30 protein-coding genes are annotated in these 21,942 nt (G+C 62.9%); all 30 read right to left on the bottom strand.

Annotation, left to right across the window (positions count from 1 at the left end):
- Nucleotides 1-51: 51 nt before the first annotated feature.
- The 30 genes from rpsD to rpoC all read right to left on the bottom strand — a co-directional run bounded on the left by rpsD (nt 52) and on the right by rpoC (nt 21,908).
- Nucleotides 52-681, bottom strand: a complete 630-nt coding sequence (gene rpsD, locus ACEPA4_RS04090; protein WP_004145446.1) for a 30S ribosomal protein S4 — start codon at nt 679-681, stop codon at nt 52-54.
- A gap of 15 nt (nt 682-696) precedes the next feature.
- On the bottom strand, nt 697-1,086 hold the full coding sequence (rpsK, locus tag ACEPA4_RS04085) for a 30S ribosomal protein S11 (RefSeq protein ID WP_004145443.1): 390 nt from the start codon (nt 1,084-1,086) through the stop codon (nt 697-699).
- Nucleotides 1,087-1,097: 11 nt separating this feature from the next.
- Nucleotides 1,098-1,454, bottom strand: a complete 357-nt coding sequence (gene rpsM / locus ACEPA4_RS04080; RefSeq protein WP_004154500.1) for a 30S ribosomal protein S13 — start codon at nt 1,452-1,454, stop codon at nt 1,098-1,100.
- Between the two features lie 347 nt (nt 1,455-1,801).
- Entirely contained in the window at nt 1,802-3,169 is a 1,368-nt protein-coding gene (secY, locus tag ACEPA4_RS04075; protein WP_005415420.1) for a preprotein translocase subunit SecY, read from the bottom strand.
- 7 nt (nt 3,170-3,176) lie between these two features.
- The gene (gene rplO, locus ACEPA4_RS04070; RefSeq protein ID WP_004154498.1) at nt 3,177-3,620 is read right to left on the bottom strand and encodes a 50S ribosomal protein L15; all 444 of its coding nucleotides are present in this window, start codon (nt 3,618-3,620) and stop codon (nt 3,177-3,179) included.
- 6 nt (nt 3,621-3,626) lie between these two features.
- Nucleotides 3,627-3,818 carry a 50S ribosomal protein L30 gene (gene rpmD / locus ACEPA4_RS04065; protein ID WP_005408214.1) on the bottom strand — a complete coding sequence of 64 codons (192 nt, stop codon included), beginning with the start codon at nt 3,816-3,818 and terminating at the stop codon, nt 3,627-3,629.
- Nucleotides 3,811-4,353 carry a 30S ribosomal protein S5 gene (gene rpsE, locus ACEPA4_RS04060; protein ID WP_005415419.1) on the bottom strand — a complete coding sequence of 181 codons (543 nt, stop codon included), beginning with the start codon at nt 4,351-4,353 and terminating at the stop codon, nt 3,811-3,813. Before rpsE ends, rpmD begins: the two co-directional genes overlap by 8 nt.
- 161 nt (nt 4,354-4,514) lie before the next feature.
- A complete protein-coding gene (gene rplR, locus ACEPA4_RS04055) occupies nt 4,515-4,868 on the bottom strand; it encodes a 50S ribosomal protein L18 (RefSeq protein WP_004154495.1) in 354 nt (117 codons plus the stop codon).
- A 32-nt stretch (nt 4,869-4,900) separates the two neighbouring features.
- On the bottom strand, nt 4,901-5,425 hold the full coding sequence (gene rplF / locus ACEPA4_RS04050; protein ID WP_053500143.1) for a 50S ribosomal protein L6: 525 nt from the start codon (nt 5,423-5,425) through the stop codon (nt 4,901-4,903).
- 18 nt (nt 5,426-5,443) lie between these two features.
- Nucleotides 5,444-5,842: a 30S ribosomal protein S8 gene (gene rpsH / locus ACEPA4_RS04045; RefSeq protein ID WP_005415417.1), complete on the bottom strand. Its 399-nt coding sequence runs from the start codon at nt 5,840-5,842 to the stop codon at nt 5,444-5,446.
- Between the two features lie 258 nt (nt 5,843-6,100).
- Nucleotides 6,101-6,406 (bottom strand): 30S ribosomal protein S14, encoded by a 306-nt coding sequence (rpsN, locus tag ACEPA4_RS04040; RefSeq protein WP_005408209.1) that lies wholly within the window; start codon nt 6,404-6,406, stop codon nt 6,101-6,103.
- 18 nt (nt 6,407-6,424) lie between these two features.
- Nucleotides 6,425-6,967 carry a 50S ribosomal protein L5 gene (rplE, locus tag ACEPA4_RS04035; protein ID WP_005415416.1) on the bottom strand — a complete coding sequence of 181 codons (543 nt, stop codon included), beginning with the start codon at nt 6,965-6,967 and terminating at the stop codon, nt 6,425-6,427.
- A gap of 11 nt (nt 6,968-6,978) precedes the next feature.
- Nucleotides 6,979-7,296 carry a 50S ribosomal protein L24 gene (gene rplX, locus ACEPA4_RS04030; protein WP_004154490.1) on the bottom strand — a complete coding sequence of 106 codons (318 nt, stop codon included), beginning with the start codon at nt 7,294-7,296 and terminating at the stop codon, nt 6,979-6,981.
- A gap of 16 nt (nt 7,297-7,312) precedes the next feature.
- Nucleotides 7,313-7,681: a 50S ribosomal protein L14 gene (gene rplN, locus ACEPA4_RS04025; RefSeq protein ID WP_010483978.1), complete on the bottom strand. Its 369-nt coding sequence runs from the start codon at nt 7,679-7,681 to the stop codon at nt 7,313-7,315.
- 12 nt (nt 7,682-7,693) lie between these two features.
- Complete coding sequence (gene rpsQ / locus ACEPA4_RS04020; RefSeq protein WP_004154489.1) at nt 7,694-7,963, bottom strand: 30S ribosomal protein S17; 270 nt, start codon at nt 7,961-7,963, stop codon at nt 7,694-7,696.
- An 11-nt stretch (nt 7,964-7,974) separates the two neighbouring features.
- Nucleotides 7,975-8,160 (bottom strand): 50S ribosomal protein L29, encoded by a 186-nt coding sequence (gene rpmC / locus ACEPA4_RS04015; RefSeq protein WP_004154487.1) that lies wholly within the window; start codon nt 8,158-8,160, stop codon nt 7,975-7,977.
- Nucleotides 8,160-8,573, bottom strand: coding sequence for a 50S ribosomal protein L16 (gene rplP / locus ACEPA4_RS04010; protein WP_004154486.1), 414 nt, complete (start codon nt 8,571-8,573; stop codon nt 8,160-8,162). Before rplP ends, rpmC begins: the two co-directional genes overlap by 1 nt.
- 5 nt (nt 8,574-8,578) lie before the next feature.
- Complete coding sequence (gene rpsC, locus ACEPA4_RS04005) at nt 8,579-9,313, bottom strand: 30S ribosomal protein S3 (protein WP_005415414.1); 735 nt, start codon at nt 9,311-9,313, stop codon at nt 8,579-8,581.
- Between the two features lie 18 nt (nt 9,314-9,331).
- The gene (rplV, locus tag ACEPA4_RS04000) at nt 9,332-9,667 is read right to left on the bottom strand and encodes a 50S ribosomal protein L22 (RefSeq protein WP_004145348.1); all 336 of its coding nucleotides are present in this window, start codon (nt 9,665-9,667) and stop codon (nt 9,332-9,334) included.
- Nucleotides 9,668-9,679: 12 nt separating this feature from the next.
- The gene (gene rpsS / locus ACEPA4_RS03995; RefSeq protein ID WP_005415413.1) at nt 9,680-9,949 is read right to left on the bottom strand and encodes a 30S ribosomal protein S19; all 270 of its coding nucleotides are present in this window, start codon (nt 9,947-9,949) and stop codon (nt 9,680-9,682) included.
- Nucleotides 9,950-9,955: 6 nt separating this feature from the next.
- Nucleotides 9,956-10,783, bottom strand: a complete 828-nt coding sequence (gene rplB, locus ACEPA4_RS03990) for a 50S ribosomal protein L2 (RefSeq protein ID WP_004145339.1) — start codon at nt 10,781-10,783, stop codon at nt 9,956-9,958.
- 10 nt (nt 10,784-10,793) lie between these two features.
- The gene (gene rplW / locus ACEPA4_RS03985) at nt 10,794-11,093 is read right to left on the bottom strand and encodes a 50S ribosomal protein L23 (RefSeq protein ID WP_004145338.1); all 300 of its coding nucleotides are present in this window, start codon (nt 11,091-11,093) and stop codon (nt 10,794-10,796) included.
- Nucleotides 11,090-11,695 carry a 50S ribosomal protein L4 gene (gene rplD, locus ACEPA4_RS03980; RefSeq protein WP_005415412.1) on the bottom strand — a complete coding sequence of 202 codons (606 nt, stop codon included), beginning with the start codon at nt 11,693-11,695 and terminating at the stop codon, nt 11,090-11,092. Before rplD ends, rplW begins: the two co-directional genes overlap by 4 nt.
- A gap of 12 nt (nt 11,696-11,707) precedes the next feature.
- A complete protein-coding gene (rplC, locus tag ACEPA4_RS03975; protein WP_004145336.1) occupies nt 11,708-12,358 on the bottom strand; it encodes a 50S ribosomal protein L3 in 651 nt (216 codons plus the stop codon).
- An 11-nt stretch (nt 12,359-12,369) separates the two neighbouring features.
- Complete coding sequence (gene rpsJ / locus ACEPA4_RS03970) at nt 12,370-12,681, bottom strand: 30S ribosomal protein S10 (RefSeq protein ID WP_005408208.1); 312 nt, start codon at nt 12,679-12,681, stop codon at nt 12,370-12,372.
- Between the two features lie 332 nt (nt 12,682-13,013).
- Nucleotides 13,014-14,204 (bottom strand): elongation factor Tu, encoded by a 1,191-nt coding sequence (gene tuf, locus ACEPA4_RS03965; protein ID WP_065178958.1) that lies wholly within the window; start codon nt 14,202-14,204, stop codon nt 13,014-13,016.
- Between the two features lie 52 nt (nt 14,205-14,256).
- Complete coding sequence (fusA, locus tag ACEPA4_RS03960) at nt 14,257-16,398, bottom strand: elongation factor G (RefSeq protein ID WP_049422946.1); 2,142 nt, start codon at nt 16,396-16,398, stop codon at nt 14,257-14,259.
- Nucleotides 16,399-16,539: 141 nt separating this feature from the next.
- On the bottom strand, nt 16,540-17,013 hold the full coding sequence (rpsG, locus tag ACEPA4_RS03955) for a 30S ribosomal protein S7 (protein WP_004145321.1): 474 nt from the start codon (nt 17,011-17,013) through the stop codon (nt 16,540-16,542).
- 12 nt (nt 17,014-17,025) lie between these two features.
- On the bottom strand, nt 17,026-17,400 hold the full coding sequence (gene rpsL, locus ACEPA4_RS03950) for a 30S ribosomal protein S12 (RefSeq protein ID WP_004145320.1): 375 nt from the start codon (nt 17,398-17,400) through the stop codon (nt 17,026-17,028).
- Between the two features lie 284 nt (nt 17,401-17,684).
- Nucleotides 17,685-21,908 carry a DNA-directed RNA polymerase subunit beta' gene (gene rpoC, locus ACEPA4_RS03945; RefSeq protein WP_262090061.1) on the bottom strand — a complete coding sequence of 1,408 codons (4,224 nt, stop codon included), beginning with the start codon at nt 21,906-21,908 and terminating at the stop codon, nt 17,685-17,687.
- Between the last annotated feature and the right edge of the window lie 34 nt (nt 21,909-21,942).

The following is a 21,942-nucleotide window of genomic DNA, read 5'->3' as shown; positions in this document are numbered from 1 at the left end:
CGGGTTCTCCTAGTGAACCCCCGGCCGTCGCCGGGGGCTCTCCAATGTGAATTACTTCGAATACAGCTCGACGATCAGCGCTTCGTTGATGTCCGCAGGCAGATCCGAACGATCCGGAACAGCCTTGAAGATGCCGGTGAACTTGCCGGAATCCACTTCAACCCACGACGGGCTCAGGTCATGCTGGGCGGCGACGGTCAGGGCTTCCTGGACGCGCAGCTGCTTGGCAGCCTTTTCGGACAGAGCGATGGCGTCGCCAGCCTTGACCTGGTACGAAGCCAGGTTGACCGACTTGCCATTCACGGTGACGCCGCGGTGCGACACCAGCTGACGGGCAGCCGGACGGGTCACGGCGAAGCCCATGCGGTAGACGACGTTGTCCAGGCGGGTTTCCAGCAGCTGCAGCAGGTTCTCGCCGGTGTTGCCCTTCTTGGTCGAGGCCTTCTTGTAGTAGTTGCGGAACTGACGCTCCAGCAGGCCGTAGATACGCTTGACCTTCTGCTTTTCACGCAGCTGGGTGGCGTAGTCGGACAGCTTGCCCTTGCGGGCAGTGGCGCCGTGCTGGCCGGGCTTCTGCTCCAGCTTGCACTTGGAGTCCAGCGCACGCGCCGGGCTCTTCAGGGACAGGTCGGCGCCTTCGCGGCGGGCGAGCTTACAGGTAGGACCGATATAACGAGCCATTTCTTATCGCTCCCTTTAGACGCGACGCTTCTTCGGCGGACGGCACCCGTTGTGCGGGATGGGCGTCACGTCGATGATGTTGGTGATCTTGTAGCCGACGTTGTTCAGCGAACGCACGGCCGACTCACGGCCCGGACCCGGGCCCTTGATGCGGACTTCCAGCGACTTCACGCCGTAGTCCAGCGCAGCACGACCGGCCTTTTCAGCAGCCACCTGGGCAGCGAACGGGGTCGACTTGCGCGAACCGCGGAAGCCAGCGCCACCGGAGGTCGCCCACGACAGAGCGTTGCCCTGGCGGTCGGTGATGGTGACGATGGTGTTGTTGAACGAAGCGTGGACGTGGGCAACGCCGTCGGTGACGACGCGCTTGATCTTCTTCTTGGTCTTAGCAGCGGGCTTAGCCATTTCTCAGTCCCTTACTTCTTGATCGCCTTGCGCGGACCCTTGCGGGTGCGGGCGTTGGTACGGGTGCGCTGGCCACGCAGCGGGAGGCCACGACGGTGACGCAGGCCGCGGTAGCAGCCCAGGTCCATCAGGCGCTTGATCGCGATGCCGATCTCACGGCGCAGATCGCCTTCCACGATGTACTTGCCGACTTCGGCGCGCAGGCGCTCGATTTCCGGCTCCGACAGATCGCGGATCTTGGTGGTCGAAGCAACGCCTGCGACTTCGCAGACCTTCTTCGAACGGGTACGGCCGATGCCGTAAATGCTTTGCAACCCGACCCAGACGTGCTTCTGGGCTGGCAGGTTGACGCCTGCAATACGCGCCATGACGCGGTTCTCCAGCTGAGTGATGGCCGACAGCGCGCCTCGGGCACGCCAATCCGGCAGGATGGATCAAAAAAGTGAACTAGCGATACTAACAAGGTTCCGGTTTACATGGAAGCCCGTGAAACCATTGGTTTCATGAACCCGGCCTGGGGAGTGTGCCCAGGCTCCGGCGCCGGATGGGGTTGGACCTGGGGTTTCCCCCGGGGCCGCCCGCGCTACTCCAGCGCGGGACCACCTCATCACACCCCCACCCGGAACCGCTGCGGGGGCCGCCCTTCGTTTGTGTGGCCGGAGTCCGCGAAGCGGAGGGACCATCACGTCAGGAAGACGAAAGTATAACAGGCCTATCAGCCGCGGGCAAAACCGCCGCGGTTGCCGCCCTTCAGGTTGGCCTTCTTCAGCAGGCTCTCGTACTGGTGGGACATCAGGTGTGCCTGCACCTGGGCGATGAAGTCCATCACCACCACCACCACGATCAGCAGCGACGTGCCACCGAAGTAGAACGAGGCATTCAGCTGCGTGCGCATCAGTTCCGGCAGCAGGCAGACGATCACCAGGTAGGCCGAGCCGGCCGCGGTCAGGCGGGTCAGCACGCCGTCGATGTAGTCGGCGGTGGCCTTGCCCGGACGGATGCCCGGAATCAAAGCGCCCGACTTCTTCAGGTTGTCGGCGGTTTCCTGCGAATTGAACACCAGCGCGGTATAGAAGAACGCGAAACCGGTGATCAGCGCAGCGAACACGATCATGTGCAGCGGCTCGCCCGGGCCCAGGGCATTGGCGACCTTCTGCAGGACCTGGCCGAAGCTGCTCTGGTTGGCAGCCTGGCCGGACCACATGGCCAGGGTGGCCGGGAAGGCCAGCAGGCTCGAGGCGAAGATCGCCGGGATGACGCCGGCCATGTTGAGCTTCAGCGGCAGGAACGAGGTCTGGTTCATGTACGCGTTGCGACCGCCCTGGCGGCGCGCGTAATTGACCGTGATCCGGCGCTGGCCACGCTCCACGAACACCACGAAGAAGGTGAAGGCGAGTACGACGATGGCGATCAGCAGGAGCTGGATGAACTGGATGTTGCCGTCGCGGTAGGCGTCGAAGGTGTGGATGACCGCACCCGGCAGACCGGCGACGATACCGGCGAAGATGATCAGCGACACGCCGTTGCCGATACCGCGTTCGGTGACCTGCTCACCGACCCACATCAGGAACATGGTGCCGGCAGTCAGTGCGACCACCGCGGTGAGCACGAAGCCCATGCCGGGGGCGTACACGACCGGAGCGCCCGACGGCGAAACCTGGCCCTGCAGGGCCAGTGCGATCGAACCGCCCTGCACCACTGCCAGCAGCACGGCGCCGATGCGCGAATACTGGGTGATCTTGCGGCGGCCGGACTCACCTTCCTTCTGCATCGCCTTCAGGGCGGGGAAGATGTGCACGGCCAGCTGCATCACGATCGATGCCGAGATGTACGGCATCACGTTCAGCGCAAAGATGCTGAAACGGTGCAGGGCGCCGCCCGAGAACATGTTGAACATGTCCACGATGCCGCCGCCCTGCTGTTGCATCATGGCAAGCATGGCATCGGGATTGACGCCCGGCACCGGCACGTAGCAGCCGATGCGATAGACGATCAAAGCCCCGACGACGAACAGCAAACGTTGGCGAAGTTCAGTGAACTTGCCCATTCCGCCCGCGAGGTTACCGATGCCAGCTTGCGCCATGATTTTCTTACTCCGTTACGCTGCCGCCGGCAGCTTCGATCGCAGCCTTGGCACCAGCCGTGGCAGCAATACCCTTCAGGGTGAACGCCTTGGTCACTTCGCCCTTGACGACGACCTTGGCCTTCTTGGCAGTGCTCGGGACCAGCTTGGCAGCACGCAGGGCGGCGAAGTCGATCTCACCGGCCGGCAGCTTGTCCAGCGCGTACAGCAGCACTTCAGCGGTGTCCTTGGCGATCGGCGAACGGAAGCCGATCTTCGGCAGACGACGCTGCATGGGGGTCTGGCCGCCTTCGAAGCCAGCCTTGATCTTGCCGCCACCCTTGCGGGCGAACGAACCCTTGTGGCCGCGGCCGGCAGTCTTGCCCAGGCCCGAGCCGATACCGCGGCCGACGCGGGTGCGCTCGGTGCGGGCGCCCGGTGCCGGGCTCAGTTCATTGAGACGCAGAGTCATGGTCGATTACTCCTCAACCTGGACGAGGTACTGAACCTTGTTGATCAGGCCGCGCACCTGCGGGCTGTCCTTCAGTTCACGCACATCGTTGAGCTTGTTCAGGCCCAGGGCACGCACCGACAGGCGGTGACGCGACTGGGTGCCACGCAGGCCACGCACCAGGCGGACCTTCACAGTCTTGTTGGACTCATTAGCCATGGTTGAGTTCCTCCACCTTCTTGCCACGCTTGGCCGCGATGCGGGCCGGCGACTGCGCAGCAGTCAGGCCCTTCACGGTGGCGCGCACCAGATTGATCGGGTTGCGCGAACCGGTGGCCTTGGCCAGCACGTTCTTCACGCCAACGGCTTCCAGCACGGCGCGCATCGCACCGCCAGCGATGACGCCAGTACCTTCCGAAGCCGGCTGCATGAACACGCGGGCTGCGCCGTGACCATCCTTGATGGTGTGCCACAGGGTGCCGTTGTTCAGGTCAACGCTGACCAAGTTCTTGCGGGCCTGTTCCATCGACTTCTGGATGGCGACCGGCACTTCGCGGGCCTTGCCATAACCGAAACCGACCTTGCCTTCGCCGTCGCCGACCACGGTCAGGGCGGTGAAGGTGAACTGGCGGCCACCCTTGACGGTCTTGCTGACGCGGTTGACCGCGACCAGCTTTTCGATCATGCCGTCGTCGATCTTCTCTTCGCGGTTACGGTCGCGATCGCGACCCCGCTGCTGACGCTCTTCTGCCATGTTGATTCCTTGGTTGTTTGGGTATGTACGGCTCGAGGCCGCTTATGGTTGTGGAGTGACGCGTTGTTCCGGTGGACCGCTGCAGAAGAGCGGCGCCGTCCAGCCTCACTCAGGCTGGCGAGCAGGCAGGCAGGAGGCCATCGGCCCCCTGCCCTTGTCCCTTAGAACTGCAGGCCGGCTTCGCGGGCGGCTTCTGCCAGGGCCTTGATGCGGCCGTGGTAGCGGTAGCCCGAACGATCGAAGGCAACCTTCTCGATGCCGGCGGCCTTGGCGCGCTCGGCAACGATGCGGCCGACCTTGGCAGCGGCATCGGCGTTCTTGCCGTTCTTCAGGCCTTCCTTGACGTCGGTCTGGGTGGTGTTGGCGGCAGCCAGCACCTTCGAACCGTCAGCGGTGAAGACCTGGGCGTACAGGTGCTGGCCGGTGCGCAGCACCGACAGGCGGGCGACACCGAGCTCACGGATGTGGGCACGGGTCGACTTGGCGCGACGCAGGCGGGCGATGTTCTTGTTCATGATGTGTTTTCCTTGAAAGCGGAAGCGCCTAATTAGGCCTTCTTGGCTTCCTTACGGATGATGACTTCGTCGGAGTACTTCACGCCCTTGCCCTTGTACGGCTCCGGCTTGCGGAACGCACGGATCTTGGCGGCGACTTCACCGACGACCTGCTTGTCAGCGCCCTGGACCAGGATCTCGGTCTGGGTCGGGGTGGAGATGGTGATGCCTTCCGGCGCCACGAACACGACCGGATGCGAGAAACCGAGCGACAGGCTCAGGTCCTTGCCCTGCATGGCAGCACGGTAACCCACGCCGACCAGCTCCAGCTTGCGCTCGAAGCCTTCGGACACGCCCTTGACCATGTTGGCCAGGATCGCGCGCACGGTACCGGTCAGCGCGACCAGGTCGGCGTTCTCGGTGCTCAGGGTGGCAACGCCGCTGTCGACGTTGATGGCAATACCGGCCGGCTTGACCAGCGACAGGGTGCCCTTCGGGCCCTTGACGGTGACGCTTTCCGACTGGACGTTCAGTTCGACCTTACCCAGGGTGACGGGCTTCTTGGCTACGCGGGACATAGTTCTACTCCTTTCGCCTTAGGCCACGAAGCACAGGACTTCGCCGCCGACGCCCAGCTGGCGCGCCTGCGCATCAGTCATGATGCCCTTGGAGGTGGAAATGATGGAGATGCCCAGGCCATTCATGACCTTCGGCAGCTCGCTCTTGCCGCGGTACTGGCGCAGGCCCGAACGCGAGAAGCGCTTCAGGGTCGCGATGACCGGCTTGCCTTCGAAATACTTCAGCACGATTTCCAGCTCGGCCTTGTTGTTTTCCAGCTGGGTCACGCGCAGGTCGGTGATGTAACCCTCGTCCTTCAGGACCTGGGCGATCGCAACCTTGATCTTGGACGACGGGGCTTTCACCGTCTGCTTGCCAACCGCAGCCGCATTCTTGATGCGGACCAGCAGGTCGGCGATGGGATCAGTCATGCTCATATGAGTACCTTTGAGTGCACCGATATCCGCTTTCGCGAAAATCTGTTGTCTCCTGGAAACGGGCCAGGTCCCTTGATGCAGCGGGCCGGGGCCCACTCCTACAACCCCGTTTGCGCAGGGCAAGACGCGGGAGTATACGCCAAAAGAGCCCGACTTGCGCCGGGCTCTTCGGGTTTTTTCGCAGAAAGGAAGCTGAACGCCTCCCTCCCCGGTTCAGAAGCCCCCCGAGGGGGCTCCTGATCGCAGGGCCGGCTGGAATTACCAGCTGGCCTTGCGCAGGCCCGGGACGTCGCCACGCATGGTGGCTTCGCGCAGCTTGTTGCGGCCGAGGCCGAACTTGCTGTACACGCCACGCGGACGACCCGACAGCTCGCAACGGTTGCGCTGGCGGCTCGGCGACGAATCGCGCGGCAGCTTGGCCAGCTTGGTTGCGGCGTCGATCTTCTCTTCGTAGGTCGCGTCCACGGAGGACACGATCTTCTTCAGAGCTGCACGCTTCTCAGCGTACTTCTTGGCCAGCTTTTCCCGCTTGATGTCGCGGTTGACCATGGAGGTCTTTGCCATTTCGGTTTCCTCGACAGATCAGTTACGGAACGGGAACTTGAACGCTGCCAGCAGCGCCTTCGCTTCCGCGTCGGTCTTCGCAGTGGTGGTGATGGCGATATCCATACCGCGGATCGCGTCGACGGCGTCGAAGTCGATTTCCGGGAAGATGATCTGTTCCTTCACACCCATGTTGAAGTTGCCGCGGCCGTCAAAGGAACGACCGGAAACACCACGGAAGTCGCGCACGCGCGGCAGCGAGATGTTGATCAGGCGGTCCAGGAACTCGTACATCTTGTGGCGACGCAGCGTGGTCTTGCAGCCGATCGGCCAACCATCACGGATCTTGAACGACGCAACCGAGATACGCGACTTGGTGACAACCGGCTTCTGGCCGGAAATCTTGGTCATGTCCGCGACGGCGTTTTCCAGGATCTTCTTGTTGGTGGCAGCCTCGCCGACACCCATGTTCAGGGTGACCTTGACGAGCTTCGGTACTTCCATCGGATTGGTGTAGCCGAACTGCTTCATCAGCGCCGGCACCACTTCTTCCTTGTAGATCTTTTCGAGACGGGAAGTCATCTTCACATTCCTCAGGCGTCGAGCGCCTCACCGCTGGAGCGGAACACACGCAGTTTGCGTCCATCCTCCAGCACCTTGAAGCCAACGCGTTCGCCCTTGCCCGAAGCCGGGTTCAGCACGTTCACGTTGGAGATATGGATCGAAGCTTCGCGCTCGACCACGCCGCCGGCAACACCTGCCTGCGGGTTCGGCTTGGTGTGGCGCTTGACGATGTTCACGTTGGCGACGACCACGCGGTCGCCGTCGACGCGGACGACTTCGCCCTGCTTGCCCTTGTCCTTGCCAGCGTTGACGACAACCTGGTCGCCCTTCTTGATACGGTTAGCCATGATTATCTCCTGTCGCTCACAGCACTTCGGGAGCGAGCGAGACGATCTTCATGAACTTCTCCGAACGAAGTTCACGGGTCACCGGCCCGAAGATACGGGTACCGATCGGCTCCTGCTTGTTGTTCAGCAGGACGGCAGCGTTGCCGTCGAAGCGGATCAGCGAACCGTCGGCGCGACGCACACCCTTGCGGGTACGCACCACGACGGCGTCATACACTTCACCCTTCTTGACCTTGCCGCGCGGAATCGCATCCTTCACGGTGACCTTGATGATGTCGCCGATACCGGCGTAACGGCGCTTGGAACCACCCAGCACCTTGAAGCACATCACCTGCTTGGCACCCGAATTGTCCGCGACGTCAAGGTAGCTCTGCATCTGGATCATGATTCAGACTCCTTATTCAGCCGCACGCGTGATGACTTCCACCACGCGCCAGTTCTTGGTCTTGGACATCGGAGCAATCTCGGTCACGCGGACGACGTCGCCTTCCTTGCAGGCGTTGTCGGCATCGTGGGCGTGCAGCTTGGTCGAGCGCTTGATGTACTTGCCGTACAGCGCGTGCTTGACCTGACGCTCAACCAGGACGGTAACCGTCTTGTCCATCTTGTTGCTGACGACACGGCCTTCGACCGTGCGCAGCGTCTTCTTTTCAGTATTGTCGCTCATAGCGGCCATCCTTACTTCGTGCTGCCGAGCAGGGTCTTGACGCGAGCAATCTCGCGACGGACCCGGCGAATGTCGTGGGTCTTCGGCAGCTGGCCGGTGACCTGCTGCATACGGACAGAGAACTGTTCCTTACGCAGGTCGATCAGGTGGGCCTTGAGTTCGTCAGCCGACTTTTCACGGAGAGTTTTGATATCCATCAGCGCACCGTACGGGTCACGAAAGTGGTGGTGACCGAGAGCTTGGCGGCGGCCAGGCGGAACGCCTCGCGAGCCACTTCCTCGGAAACACCCTCGATTTCATAGATCATGCGGCCGGGCTGGATCTGGGCCACCCAGTATTCCACGTTACCCTTACCCGAACCCATTCGGACTTCGATGGGCTTCTTGGTGATGGGCTTGTCGGGGAACACGCGGATCCACATCTTGCCGCCGCGCTTGACGTAGCGGCTGATCGAGCGGCGGGCCGCTTCGATCTGGCGCGCGGTCAGCTGACCGTGTGCGGTTGCCTTCAGGCCGTATTCGCCGAAGCTGACAGCGTTGGCGCTCCAGCTCAGGCCATCGTTACGGCCCTTGTGTACCTTGCGGTACTTGGTTCGCTTGGGTTGCAACATTGTCGTTACCTCGCTTCACGGGCCGGGCGCTGACGGTCACCGCGGTCGCCGCGATCGTGACGATCGTTGCGCGACGGGGTGTCGTCCTGCTTTTCCTGGCCAACCTGGGAGAAATCGAAGACCTCGCCCTTGTAGATCCAGACCTTGATGCCGATGATGCCGTAGGTCGTCTTGGCTTCAGCGAAGCCATAGTCGATGTCGGCACGCAGGGTGTGCAGCGGCACGCGGCCTTCGCGGTACCACTCCGAACGGGCGATTTCTGCACCGTTGAGGCGGCCACCGACGTTGACCTTGATGCCCAGGGCACCCAGGCGCATCGCGTTGCCGACCGAGCGCTTCATTGCACGGCGGAACATGATGCGACGCTCCAGCTGCTGGGCGATCGACTCGGCAACGAGCTGCGCGTCCAGTTCCGGCTTGCGCACTTCGGTGACGTTGATGTGCGCCGGGACGCCCATCATCTCGCTCACTTCCTTGCGCAGCTTCTCGATGTCCTCACCGCGCTTGCCGATCACCACGCCCGGACGGGCGGTGTGGATCGTCACGCGAGCGGTCTTGGCCGGACGCTCGATCAGGATCTTGCTGATGCCGGCCTGAGCCAGCTTCTTGCGCAGCATGTCGCGCACTTTCAGGTCGGCTGCCAGGTAACCGGCGAACTCGGCCTTGTTGGCGTACCACTTGGAGTTCCAGTCCTTGGAAATGCCGAGGCGGATACCAATCGGATGAACTTTATGACCCATGGTCTTTTCCTTATCCGCTTACTTGGCGGCGCCCACAACCACAGTGATGTGGCTGGTGCGCTTGAGGATGCGGGTACCGCGGCCTTTCGCCCGCGCCATGAAACGCTTCAGGGTCGGACCTTCATCAACCATGATGGTCTGAACCTTCAGCTCGTCGACGTCGGCGCCCTGGTTGTTCTCGGCGTTGGCAATTGCCGACTCCACCACCTTCTTGATCAGGTGGGCAGCCTTCTTGTCCGAGAACTTCAGCAGGTTGACCGCACGTTCGGCCGGCAGACCGCGCACCTGGTCAGCGACCAGACGAGCCTTCTGCGGGGAGATGCGCGCAGTGCGCAGGATGGCTTTCGCTTCCATTGTCATCTCTCCTTACTTGCCCGACTTCTTGTCACCACCGTGACCCTTGAAGGTCCGGGTGATGGCAAATTCGCCGAGCTTGTGGCCGACCATGTTCTCGTTGACGAGAACCGGGATGTGGTTCTTGCCGTTATGCACGGCAATGGTGATGCCTACCATGTCAGGCAGGATCATCGAACGGCGCGACCAGGTCTTGATCGGCTTCTTGCTGCCCGCAGCGGCCTCCACCTTCTTGACGAGGTGGTGATCGACGAACGGGCCCTTCTTGAGTGAACGTGCCATGGTCGATTAGCCCCTACGATCGCGGACGATGAACTGCTGAGTGCGCTTGTTATGGCGCGTCTTGTAACCCTTGGTCGGGACACCCCACGGGGTGACCGGATGCGGGTTACCCTGGCCGGCCTTGGCCTCACCACCACCGTGCGGGTGGTCAACCGGGTTCATGGCAGCACCACGAACGGTCGGGCGGACGCCGCGCCAACGCTTGGCACCGGCCTTGCCCAGCTTTTCCAGGCTGTGCTCGTCGTTGCCGACTTCGCCGATGGTGGCGCAGCACTCGACCGGAACCTTGCGCATTTCACCCGAGCGCAGGCGCAGGGTGGCGTAGATGCCTTCACGAGCCACCAGCTGCACGGCCGCACCAGCGGCGCGAGCGATCTGAGCGCCCTTGCCCGGCTTCAGTTCGATGCAGTGGATGGTGGTACCGACCGGGATGTTGCGCAGCGGCAGGGTGTTGCCGGCCTTGATCGGGGCGTCCGAACCAGCGATCACCTGATCACCAGCCTTCAGGCCCTTCGGGGCGATGATGTAGCGACGCTCACCGTCGACGTAGCACAGCAGAGCGATGTGGGCGGTGCGGTTCGGATCGTATTCGATGCGTTCCACGCGCGCCGGGATGCCCAGCTTGTTGCGCTTGAAGTCGATGATGCGGTAGTGCTGCTTGGCACCACCACCGACGTGACGCACGGTGATGCGACCGTGGTGGTTACGACCACCCGAGCGGCTCTGCGACTCGACCAGCGCGGCGTGCGGAGCACCCTTGTGCAGGTCGGGGGTGACCACGCGCACGGCCGAACGGCGGCCGGGGGAGGTGGGCTTGAATTTCATCAATGGCATGGGATGTACCTCAGGCCTTGGCCGTTACATCGATCGACTGGCCGTCGGCCAGGCGAACGTACGCCTTGCGCCAATCGCCGCGGCGGCCAGCACGGTTACGGAAGGACTTGTTCTTGCCCTTGACGTTGACCACGTTGACGGCTTCGACCTTGACGTCGAACAGCTGCTCAACCGCGGCCTTTACATCGGCCTTGGTGGCTTCGTTCGAAACTTCGAAGACATACTGATTGGAGAGTTCCTGCAGGCGCGCGGTCTTTTCCGAGACACGCGGGGCACGCAGCACGCTGAAGATTTTTTCGTTGCTGTTCATGCCAGCCACTCCTCGACCTTCTTGACCGCGTCAGCGGTGATGACGACCGTGTCGGCACCCACCAGCGAGACCGGGTCCAGACCCTGCACGTCACGCACCTGCACGTACGGCAGATTGCGGGCGGACAGGTACAGGTGCTCGGACGCTTCCTCGGTGACGATCAGCGGGCGCTTGCCCACTTCCAGGCCGGCCAGCTTGGCGATCAGACCCTTCGTGCTGGTGGCTTCGACGTCGAAGGCCTCCACGATGGTCAGACGGCCCTGACGGTTCAGCTCGGACAGGATCGCGCACATGGCGGCACGGTACTGCTTGCGATTGACCTTCTGCTCGAAGCTGCGCGGCTTGGCCGCGAAGGTGACACCGCCGCCGACGAAGATCGGAGCCGTCAGTGCGCCATGACGCGCGCCGCCGCCCTTCTGCTTCTTCGACTTCTTGGTGGTACCAGCCACTTCGGAGCGAGTCTTCTGTGCCTTGGTGCCGGCGCGACCGGCGTTGCGGTAAGCAACGACGACCTGGTGGACCAGATCTTCGCTGAAATCGCGACCGAACACGGCTTCGGAGACCGAGACCTTGTTGTTGCTACCCGTGATAACGAGTTCCATCGTCATCTCTCCTTATGCCTTGCTCGCCGGACGGACGATCACATCGCCACCCGCCGCGCCCGGAACGGCGCCGCGAACCGCGATCAGACCGCGCTCGACGTCGACCTTGACCACTTCCAGGTTCTGGGTGCTCTGCTGCACCGCGCCCATGTGGCCCGACATCTTCTTGCCCGGGAAAACGCGACCCGGGGTCTGGCGCTGACCCAGCGAACCCGGCGCGCGATGCGACAGCGAGTTACCGTGGGTTGCATCGCCCATACGGAAGTTGTGGCGCTTGATGGTGCCCTGGAAGCCCTTACCCTTGGTGACACCCTGGACGTCGACGATCTGGCCGACTTCGAAGATGTCCGCCTTGACTTCGCCGCCAACGGCGAAATCGCCGAGCTGCGCGTCTTCAACGCGGAATTCCCACAGGCCACGACCCGCTTCCACCTTCGCCTTGGCGAAGTGGCCGGCTTCCGGCTTGTTGACCAGGGCAGCGCGACGCGCGCCGACGGTCACCTGCACGGCGCTGTAGCCGTCGGTTTCGACGGTCTTGATCTGCGCGATGCGGTTCGGGGTTGCTTCGATCAGGGTCACCGGGATGGAGCGGCCATCTTCAGTGAACACGCGGCTCATGCCGGCCTTGCGGCCCACGAAGCCCAACGAATACTTCTTCGTCATGGTCGTAGTCCTCAGGTCAGCTTGATCTGAACGTCGACGCCGGCAGCCAGTTCGAGCTTCATCAGCGCGTCCACGGTCTTGTCATTCGGGTCAACGATATCGAGCACGCGCTTGTGCGTGCGGGTCTCGTACTGGTCACGCGCGTCCTTGTCGACGTGCGGGGAAACGAGAACGGTGTAACGCTCGATCTTGGTCGGCAGCGGGATCGGGCCACGCACTTGCGCGCCGGTCCGCTTTGCCGTTTCAACGATCTCGCTGGCCGAACGGTCGATCAGACGATGATCGAACGCTTTCAGCCGGATCCGGATCTTTTGGTCCGCCATGGCGGTAGGTTCCTTCGTTAAAAGAGCGACAGACAAAGCCTCTGGGTTGCTTTGTCCCATGAAATTCCTGAATACGGACGGCCCGCAGTCCTGCAGGCCGCCAAGGTCAATCCATGGACCTCAAAAACGTAGGCAGACCAGTTACCCGGCCTGCCCAGACGTAGAAGCATAATGGCACGCAAGGCAGCTGTCAACAGTCGCCTGTTGACGCCGCCTGAATGGCATTGACCCTTCCTGGTCCGGGGAACACAAGGCACATCCTGTGCCTGCTTTCCCATTTGATACGCCCCGATGCCCTACCCAGGCAACATCGGGGCGCTGATACTACCAGATTACTCGATGATCTTCGAGACCACGCCGGCGCCGACGGTACGGCCGCCTTCGCGGATGGCGAAGCGCAGACCTTCGTCCATGGCCACCGGGTTGATCAGGGTGACTTCCATCTTGACGTTGTCACCCGGCATCACCATTTCGACGCCTTCCGGCAGCTTGGCGGCGCCGGTGATGTCGGTGGTGCGGAAGTAGAACTGCGGACGGTAGCCGTTGAAGAACGGGGTGTGGCGGCCACCCTCATCCTTCGACAGGACGTACACTTCGCCTTCGAACTTGGTGTGCGGCTTGATCGTGCCCGGCTTGGCCAGCACCTGGCCACGCTCGACGTCGTCACGCTTGGTGCCGCGCAGCAGCAGGCCAGCGTTGTCGCCTGCCTGACCCTGGTCCAGCAGCTTGCGGAACATTTCAACGCCGGTCACGGTGGTCTTCTGCACCGGACGGATGCCGACGATTTCGATTTCGTCGCCAACCTTGATCACGCCGCGCTCGATACGACCGGTCACCACGGTGCCGCGGCCCGAGATCGAGAACACGTCTTCCACCGGCATCAGGAACGGCTTGTCGATCGCACGCTCCGGCTCCGGAATCCAGCTGTCCAGCGCGTCGACCAGCTTCAGGATGGCCGGCACGCCGATGTCGCTCTGGTCGCCTTCCAGCGCCAGACGGGCCGAACCGGCGATGATCGGGGTGTCGTCGCCCGGGAACTCGTACTTGCTCAGCAGCTCGCGCACTTCCATCTCGACCAGCTCGAGCAGCTCGGCGTCGTCCACCATGTCGGCCTTGTTCAGGAACACGACGATGTACGGCACGCCGACCTGGCGCGACAGCAGGATGTGCTCACGGGTCTGCGGCATCGGGCCGTCAGCGGCCGAGCACACCAGGATCGCGCCGTCCATCTGGGCGGCACCGGTGATCATGTTCTTGACGTAGTCAGCGTGGCCCGGGCAGTCAACGTGGGCGTAGTGACGGGTCGGGGATTCGTATTCGACGTGCGCGGTCGAGATCGTGATGCCACGCGCCTTTTCTTCCGGCGCGGCGTCGATCGAGGAGTAGTCCTTGAACTCGCCACCGAAGCGCTCGGCACCGATCTTGGTCAGTGCGGCGGTCAGCGTGGTCTTGCCGTGGTCGACGTGACCGATGGTGCCGACATTGACGTGCGGCTTGGTGCGTTCGAACTTACCCTTTGCCATTGTTCTATACCTTGATTGTTCGTAAGTGGTTTCAAGAGAGGCTGAGCGAGGCTCAGCCCTTCTTCATGACGGCTTCGGCGATGTTGGTCGGAGCCGGCTCGTAGTGATCGAATTCCATGGTGAAGGTGGCGCGGCCCTGGGTCTGCGAACGCAGTGCAGTGGCGTAGCCGAACATTTCACCCAGCGGGATCATCGCGTTGATGATGCTGGCCGAACCGTCACCGGTGGTGTCGGAACCCTGCAGCACGCCGCGACGACGGCTGACGTCGCCCATCACGTCACCCTGGTAATCCTCCGGGGTCACGATCTCGACCTTCATGATCGGCTCCAGCAGCACCGGCTTGGCCTTGGCGAAGCCCTGCTTGAAGGCCATCGACGAAGCCAGCTTGAACGCCATTTCCGAGGAGTCGACGTCGTGGTACGAACCGAACACCAGCTTCACCTTGACGTCCACGACCGGGAAGCCAGCCAGCGGACCGCTGGTGATGGTTTCGCGCAGGCCCTTCTCGACCGACGGGATGAATTCCTTCGGGATCACGCCGCCGGTGATGTCGTTGATGAACAGGAAGTCGTCCTTGATCATCGGAGCGATCTTCGGATCGGCACGGTCGGCAGCAGTGATCGGCGACAGTTCGATCACGACGTGACCGTACTGACCCTTACCACCGGACTGCTTGGCGTGCTTGTAGTCCGACTTGACGTCGGCCAGGGTGATGGTTTCGCGGTAGGCCACCTGCGGCGCGCCGACGTTGGCTTCAACGTTGAACTCGCGCTTCAGGCGGTCAACGATGATGTCCAGGTGCAGCTCGCCCATGCCCGAGATGATGGTCTGGCCGGATTCTTCGTCGGTCTTGACGCGGAACGACGGATCTTCCTGTGCCAGACGGCCCAGGGCCAGGCCCATCTTTTCCTGGTCCGACTTGGTCTTCGGCTCGACGGCCATCGAGATCACCGGCTCCGGGAACGTCATGCGCTCCAGGATGATCGGGGCGTCCACGGCGCACAGGGTGTCACCGGTGGTTGTGTCCTTCAGGCCCACGGCAGCGGCGATGTCACCGGCCAGAACTTCCTTGATTTCCTCGCGGTTGTTCGAGTGCATCTGCAGGATGCGGCCGATGCGCTCCTTCTTGCCCTTCACCGAGTTCAGCACGGTGTCGCCACCGTTCAGGGTGCCCGAGTAGACACGGAAGAAGGTCAGCGCGCCGACGAACGGGTCGGTGATGATCTTGAAGGCCAGCGACGAGAACGGAGCCTTGTCGTCCGACTTGCGGGTCATTTCGACGGTGTCGTCGTCAACGTCCACGCCCTTCACGTCCGGCACGTCGACCGGCGACGGCAGCAGCTGGATCACGCCATCCAGCATGGCCTGCACGCCCTTGTTCTTGAAGGCCGAGCCGCAGTACATCGGCACGATCTCGGTGGCCAGGGTGCGGGTACGCAGGGCATTGATGATTTCAGCCTCGGCCAGCTCTTCGCCGCCCAGGTACTTTTCCATCAGCTCTTCGCTGGCTTCGGCAGCGGTCTCGACCATGAACTGGCGAGCCTCTTCAGCCGGGCCCTGCAGTTCGGCCGGGATGTCGCCGTATTCGAACTTCATGCCCTGCGAAGCTTCATCCCAGTGGATGGCCTTCATCTTCAGCAGGTCGACGACGCCCTTGAAGTTGTCTTCAGCGCCGATCGGCAGCTGCATCGGCACGGCAACCGCACCCAGCTTGGCCTTCAGCTGGCCGACGACCTTCTGGAAGTTGGCACCGGTGCGGTCCATCTTGTTGACGAACGCGATGCGCGGCACGTGGTACTTGTTGGCCTGGCGCCACACGGTTTCCGACTGCGGCTGCACGCCACCGACGGCACACAGGACGAAGACGGCACCGTCGAGCACGCGCAGCGAACGCTCCACTTCGATGGTGAAGTCGACGTGCCCGGGGGTGTCGATGATGTTGAAGCGGTGCTCCGGCAGGGACTTGTCCATGCCCTTCCAGAACGCGGTGGTGGCAGCGGACTGGATCGTGATGCCACGCTCCTGCTCCTGCTCCATCCAGTCCATGGTGGCGGCGCCGTCGTGCACTTCACCGATCTTGTGGCTCTTGCCGGTGTAGAACAGGATGCGCTCGGACGTGGTGGTCTTGCCGGCATCGATGTGAGCCATGATGCCGAAGTTACGGTAACGCTCGATGGGAGTGGAACGGGCCACGGGAGCCTCTCAGATTTCTTGGATTTCGGATGGCCGAACGCCGCCTTTCGGCGGCCTTCGGATTGGCGCAGTCCTTCTGGGACCGCGAGGCAGCACGCACCGAAGTGGTGCTGCCCTGCCTGTTTTACAAGGCCGTCAAACTCACCAGCGGTAGTGGGCGAATGCCTTGTTGGCTTCGGCCATGCGGTGGGTTTCTTCGCGCTTCTTGATGGCGCCGCCGCGGTTTTCCGAGGCGTCGATCAGTTCAGCAGCCAGCTTCTTCGGCATGGTGTTCTCACCACGCTTGCGCGCGGAGTCGATCAGCCAGCGCATGGCCAGGGCCATCTTGCGCGACGAACGCACTTCGACCGGCACCTGGTAGGTGGCACCACCGACGCGGCGCGACTTGACTTCGACCGCCGGAGCGACGTTGTCCAGAGCCTTCTGCACCAGTTCAATGGCGTTGGCGCTGCTGTTCTTCTCGGTGATCACGTCCATGGCGCCGTACACGATCTTTTCGGCGACGGACTTCTTGCCGCTCTGCATGACCATGTTGATGAAACGGGCGATGGTTTCGCTTCCGTGCTTCGGATCGGGCAGGACGGAACGCTGCGGAGTATTACCCTTACGCGACATAGTGCTCTCTCCTTATGCCTTCGGACGCTTGGCGCCGTACTTGGAACGGGCCTGGCGACGCTTGGCAACGCCGGCGGCGTCGAGCGAGCCACGAACGGTGTGGTAACGCACACCCGGCAGGTCCTTGACGCGACCGCCGCGGATCAGGACCACGGAGTGCTCCTGCAGGTTGTGGCCTTCACCACCGATGTAGGAAATCACTTCTTCCTGGTTGGTCAGGCGGACCTTGGCAACCTTGCGCAGAGCCGAGTTCGGCTTCTTCGGAGTGGTGGTGTAGACACGGGTGCAGACGCCACGGCGCTGCGGGCACTTGTCGAGCGCCGGCGAGGCACTCTTGTAGGTGGTCGCTTGCCGCGGCTTGCGGACCAGCTGGTTGATCGTCGCCATCAGTAGGTTCTTCTGATTGGTGGCCGGAAAATCCGGCCAGAGATGCGGAAATGTTAAAGCAGGCCGAAATTTTGGCCTGCTGAGACAGACGATTGTAGCAACCTGCAAGGAAAGCAGTCAAACGCCTCCTGTCAAGCCCGTCCCTGATCCCGGGACGTTACTGGGGGGCCTCCATGTACCCCGTTCAGATTGGCTGGGTCGATCACGGACGACCTCCCCTGCCCTTTCCCAATCCCATCGATGGACCGATGGGGTGGTCCGGCCTTGCGGCCGGACCGGATACCTCATTCTTCGCCCGAGGCCTGTTCAGCTTCGGCTTCAACCACCGGGGACTCGACCGCAGCCGGGGTGCCGGCCAGGGTCTGCATTTCCGAGTCGGTGAGACCGGTCGCGCCGCGACGGCGGCTGCTGTGGTAGGACAGGCCGGTACCGGCCGGAATCAGGCGGCCGACGATGACGTTTTCCTTCAGGCCACGCAGGTTGTCCTTGGTACCGCGGACGGCAGCCTCGGTCAGCACTCGGGTGGTCTCCTGGAAGGAGGCCGCCGAGATGAACGATTCGGTCGCCAGCGAGGCCTTGGTGATACCCAGCAGGACCGGATCGAAGCGCGCCGGCAGTTCGTTGCGGGCCGACAGGCGCGCATTCTCCTCGATAACGCGCTGGCGCTCCACCTGTTCGCCGTTCAGGAACTTGCTGCTGCCCTGGTCGGTGATCTCGACCTTGCGCAGCATCTGGCGGGTGATCACCTCGATGTGCTTGTCGTTGATCTTCACGCCCTGCAGGCGGTACACGTCCTGGATTTCCTTGACCAGGTAGGCAGCCAGCGGCTCGACACCCAGCAGGCGCAGGATGTCCTGCGGGCTCGGCTCGCCGTCCACGATGGTTTCACCCTTGGTGACATGCTCGCCTTCGAACACGATGACCTGGCGGTACTTCGGGATCAGCTCTTCGTGCTCCGAACCATCGGTGTCCTTGATGATCAGGCGCTGCTTGCCCTTGGTGTCCTTGCCGAAGCTGATGATGCCCGAACGCTCGGCCAGCACCGCCGGATCCTTCGGCTTGCGCGCTTCGAACAGGTCGGCCACGCGCGGCAGACCACCGGTGATGTCGCGGGTCTTCGACGCTTCCTGCGGGATCTTGGCGACAACATCGCCCACGCCCACCGGGGCGCCGTCCTGCAGGTTGACGATCGAACGCGGCGGCAGCAGGTACTGCGCCGGCAGGTCGGTACCCGGGATCGACAGGTCGTTGCCCTTGGCGTCGACGATGCGCACGATCGGGCGCAGGTCCTTGGCCTGGGTACCACGACGCTTCGGATCGGTGATTTCGCGCGACGCCAGGCCGGTCAGCTCGTCGGTCTTCTCGATGACGGTGATGCCGTCGACGAAGTCGATGAAGCGGATGAAGCCGGCCACTTCCGACACGATCGGGTGGTTATGCGGATCCCAGTTGGCCACGGTCTGGCCCGCCTTGATCGCATCGCCGTCCTTGGACGTGATGGTTGCACCGTACGGCAGCTTGTAACGCTCACGCTCACGGCCGTGCGCATCGAGCACCGAGATTTCGCCCGAGCGCGACACCGCCACCAGCGAGCCGTTGGCGTGCTCGACCGACTTGAGGTTGCTGAACTTGACCGAGCCGGTGGTCTTGACGGTGATGTTGTCGACCGCAGCAGCTCGCGACGCCGCACCACCGATATGGAACGTACGCATGGTCAGCTGGGTACCCGGCTCACCGATGGACTGGGCGGCGATGACGCCGACCGCTTCACCGATGTTGACCAGGTGGCCACGGGCCAGGTCGCGGCCGTAGCAGCGCGAGCAGACACCGAAGGCCGATTCACAGGAGATGGTCGAGCGGACCTTGATGGTCTGCACGCCGGCATCTTCCAGCTTGGCAACCCAGGCTTCGTCCAGCAGGGTGTTGCGGGTGACGATCGGATCTTCGTCGTTGCCCGGCAGGAACACGTCCTCGGCAACCACGCGGCCCAGCACGCGATCCTTCAGCGGCTCGACCACGTCGCCGCCTTCCACGATCGGGGTCATGATCAGGCCTTCGGTGGTACCGCAATCCACCTCGGTGATCACCACGTCCTGCGCCACGTCGACCAGGCGACGGGTCAGGTAACCCGAGTTCGCGGTCTTCAGCGCGGTATCGGCCAGACCCTTACGGGCACCGTGGGTGGAGTTGAAGTACTCCTGCACGTTCAGGCCTTCACGGAAGTTCGCCTTGATGGGCGTCTCGATGATCGAGCCGTCCGGGCGGGCCATCAGGCCACGCATGCCGGCCAGCTGACGGATCTGCGCCTGCGAACCACGCGCACCGGAGTCGGCCATGATGTACAGCGAGTTCATCGACTTCTGGTCGATGGTCTCGCCCTTGGCATTGACGACCTTCTCGGTACCGATGGTGTCCATCATCGCCTTGGCGATGCGCTCGTTGGTGCGCGACCAGATGTCGACCACCTTGTTGTAGCGCTCGCCGGCGGTGACCAGGCCCGACTGGTACTGCTCCTGGATTTCCAGCACTTCGGCTTCGGCCTCGGTGAGGATGCCCTTCTTCTCGTCCGGGATCAGCATGTCGTCGATGCCGATCGAGACGCCGGCGCGGGTCGCATAGGCGAAACCGGTGTACATCAACTTGTCGGCGAACACGACCGTGTCCTTCAGGCCGAGCTGACGGTAGCTGGAGTTGATCAGGCGGCTGATGTTCTTCTTGGTCAGCTCGACATTGGCCAGCGCGAACGGCAGGCCTTCCGGCAGGATTTCAGCCAGCAGGGCGCGACCGATCGTGGTGTCCACGATCGAGGTCTTGTTCTGCTTGTTGCCGTCTTCGTCGGTCACCACCTCGGTGATGCGGACCTTGACCTTGGCGTGCAGTTCCACCACGCGGTTGTCGTAGGCGCGCTTGACTTCGGCGATGTTGGCGAAGGCCATGCCCTCGCCCTTCTTGTTCTCCAGCGAGCGGGTCATGTAGTACAGACCCAGCACGACGTCCTGCGACGGCACGATGATCGGCTCACCGTTGGCCGGCGACAGGATGTTGTTGGTCGACATCATCAGCGCACGCGCTTCCAGCTGGGCTTCCAGCGAGAGCGGCACGTGGACGGCCATCTGGTCACCGTCGAAGTCGGCGTTGAACGCGGTGCAGACCAGCGGGTGCAGCTGGATGGCCTTGCCCTCGATCAGTACCGGCTCGAACGCCTGGATGCCCAGACGGTGCAGGGTCGGCGCACGGTTCAGCATCACCGGATGCTCGCGGATGACCTCTTCCAGGATGTCCCAGACTTCGGCTTCTTCGCGCTCGACCAGCTTCTTGGCAGCCTTGATGGTGGTGGCCAGGCCACGACGCTGCAGCTTGGCGAAGACGAACGGCTTGAACAGCTCAAGCGCCATCTTCTTCGGCAGGCCGCACTGGTGCAGGCGCAGGTACGGGCCGACCACGATGACCGAACGGCCCGAGTAGTCGACGCGCTTGCCGAGCAGGTTCTGGCGGAAGCGGCCCTGCTTGCCCTTGATCATGTCGGCCAGCGACTTCAGCGGGCGCTTGTTGGTGCCGGTGATGGCACGACCGCGGCGGCCGTTGTCCAGCAGTGCATCGACCGATTCCTGCAGCATGCGCTTTTCATTGCGCACGATGATGTCCGGCGCGCTCAGTTCGAGCAGGCGGCGCAGGCGGTTGTTGCGGTTGATGACGCGGCGGTACAGGTCGTTCAGGTCGGAGGTCGCGAAACGGCCGCCATCCAGCGGGACCAGCGGACGCAGGTCCGGCGGCAGCACCGGCAGCACGGTCATGACCATCCATTCCGGACGGTTGCCCGATTCCAGGAAGGCTTCGATCAGCTTGATGCGCTTGGTGAGGCGCTTGAGCTTGGTTTCCGAACCGGTAGCGGCGATTTCCTCGCGCAGGCGGGTCATCTCGGACTGCAGATCGATCGTGCGCAGCAGTTCGTAGACGGCCTCGGCGCCCATGGCGGCGTCGAAGTCGTCACCGTGTTCCTGGCGCGCCTGCAGGTACTGTTCCTCGGTCAGCAGCTGGCGGCGCTCCAGGGCGGTCAGGCCCGGCTCGGTCACCACGTACGCTTCGAAGTACAGCACGCGCTCGATGTCGCGCAGGGTCATGTCCAGCATCAGGCCGATGCGCGACGGCAGCGACTTGAGGAACCAGATGTGCGCGACCGGCGAGGCCAGGTCGATGTGGCCCATGCGCTCGCGGCGCACCTTGGCCAGGGTCACTTCGGTGCCGCACTTTTCGCAGACCACGCCGCGGTGCTTCATGCGCTTGTACTTGCCGCACAGGCACTCGTAGTCCTTCACCGGGCCGAAGATGGCGGCGCAGAACAGGCCATCGCGTTCCGGCTTGAAGGTACGGTAGTTGATGGTTTCCGGCTTCTTCACTTCGCCGAAGGACCACGAACGGATCAGGTCCGGCGAGGCCAGCGCGATCTTGATCGCGTCGAAGTCCAGCGTCTGGCGCTGCTGGTTGAAGAGGTTGAGCAGGTCTTTCATGGTGTTCTCCAGAAGGAGGAATGCTGTGTCGATG

The sequence above is a fragment of the Stenotrophomonas sp. P2112 genome (assembly GCF_041897515.1).
Classification (GTDB): domain Bacteria; phylum Pseudomonadota; class Gammaproteobacteria; order Xanthomonadales; family Xanthomonadaceae; genus Stenotrophomonas; species Stenotrophomonas sepilia.
This window is presented reverse-complemented; position numbering and strand designations above follow the sequence as displayed.